This is a genomic window from Streptomyces phytophilus (assembly GCF_013870535.1).
Lineage (GTDB): Bacteria > Actinomycetota > Actinomycetes > Streptomycetales > Streptomycetaceae > Streptomyces > Streptomyces phytophilus.
Map to the genome: position 1 here is coordinate 1 of NZ_JACBXC010001323.1, position 1,623 is coordinate 1,623.

Annotated in this window: 1 protein-coding gene and 1 pseudogene; both read right to left on the minus strand. The window is 73.6% G+C overall.

Annotated elements, in window-relative coordinates:
- Window positions 1-278: pseudogene (locus H5J30_RS32015) on the minus strand (long-chain acyl-CoA synthetase); the annotation flags it as partial.
- A gap of 322 nt (window positions 279-600) precedes the next feature.
- Window positions 601-1,623 (minus strand): lactonase family protein (locus H5J30_RS32020; protein ID WP_181791113.1); only part of this gene is annotated, 1,023 nt, incomplete at its 5' end.

The window sequence follows — 1,623 nt, forward strand, 5'->3', positions numbered from 1 at the left end:
CCGAGGCGGGCGGTGGCGGTCGCGAGCAGCCAGGCGTCGAAGTTCGCGCGCTTGTAGACGACGACGTGCGCCCCTGCCCGTACGCCCGCCGCCGCCAGCCGGTTCGCCAGGTCCGCCGCGAACACCGCCACCTCGGCCACCGTCAGCCGGCGGCCGGCCTCGGGGAGGACGTCGAGGTCGTGGTCGAGGGTCAGCAGGGTGGCGCCGTGCTTCGCCGCGGCCCGCTCCGGCACCGTACCCAGGTAGAGGCCGCGCTTGTGGTTCGGATTCTGGCTCAAGGTGCCCTCCACCCAGACCGGCGTCACGTTCGGTTACCGAGGGCGGCGGGGCCGCCCGGGGTCGCGCGCCGACAGTGTGGGGTGGCGGACTTGGTCCCCGGCAGAGGACCACTTGGTGCTCAGTTGAGGATTCGTCATGGGAAAGGCGGCATACAAGACATGCCTGACCTCTCGGGCATCCATGGGTGGGTGTGAGGATGTGTTTGATTCTTCGTTCGAATGGATGTCTTCGGCGCGTACGCGCCCGGGGTGGCTGCCGAGTCCCCGCGGGCCCGTCACGGTGTGACCCGGTGTGACGGGCCCGCGGGGCCGTCGGCCCCGCTCAGGTGGGCAGGACGCAGCCCGTGGACGCCGTCGCGAACGGCTCGCCCGACGCCGTGAGCCCGCCGCTCTCCGCGTCCACCGTGAACACGCCGATGGTGCGGCCCCGTTCGTTGGCCGAGTAGAGCAGCGCGCCGTCCGGCGACAGCGTGATGTGCCGCGGCCAGTCGCCGCCGCACGGCACGGTGTCCACCAGGTCCAGCGCCGCGCCGTCGTCCGCCACGGCGAGGCGGGCGACGCTGTTGTGGCCCCGGTTGGAGAGGTAGACGAACCGGCCGTCCGCCGAGATCGTGATCTCCGCCGGGTAGTTGCCGCCGGGATCCACGTCGTCGGGGAGGGTCGCCAGGCTCTCCAGCCGGGTCAGCTCGCCGGTCGCGGCGTCGTGGGCGTACGCGGTGACGGTGCTGTCCAACTCGTTGGCCACGTACGCGTGCGTGCCCTGCGGGTGGAAGACCATGTGCCGCGGGCCGGCGCCCGGCACGGACTTCACCTCCGACACCGGCGACAGCGCGCCGCTGCCGGTGTCGAGCGCGTACGTGTGGACGGAGTCGGTGCCCAGGTCCACGGCGTAGACGAAGCCGCCGGCCGGGTCGGTGACGATCTGGTGCGCGTGCGGGCCCTCCTGGCGGTCCGGGTCGGGCCCCGAGCCGGAGTGCTGGACGAAGCCGGTGCGTTCGCCGACGCTGCCGTCGGCCTCGATCGCGTGCGCGGCGACGCTGCCGCTCGTGTAGTTGGCGCTGAGCAGATGCCCGCCGCCGGGGTGCACCGACAGGTGCGTGACGCCGGCGCCGCCGGTGGACTGCACGCCGCCGAGTGCGCTGAGCGCGCCGTCGGCGCCGATGGCGTACGCCCGCACACCGCCCTCGGCGCCGCCGCCGACGGTGGAGTAGAGGACGTCGCCGGCGGGGGAGAGGGCGAGGAAGTCGGGGTTGGTGACGTCGCCGAAGCCGCCGCCGGTCTCGGCGAGGGCGCCGGTGGCGGTGTCGTAGGTGCAGGCGAGGATGCCCTGGCCGTACGTGCCCAG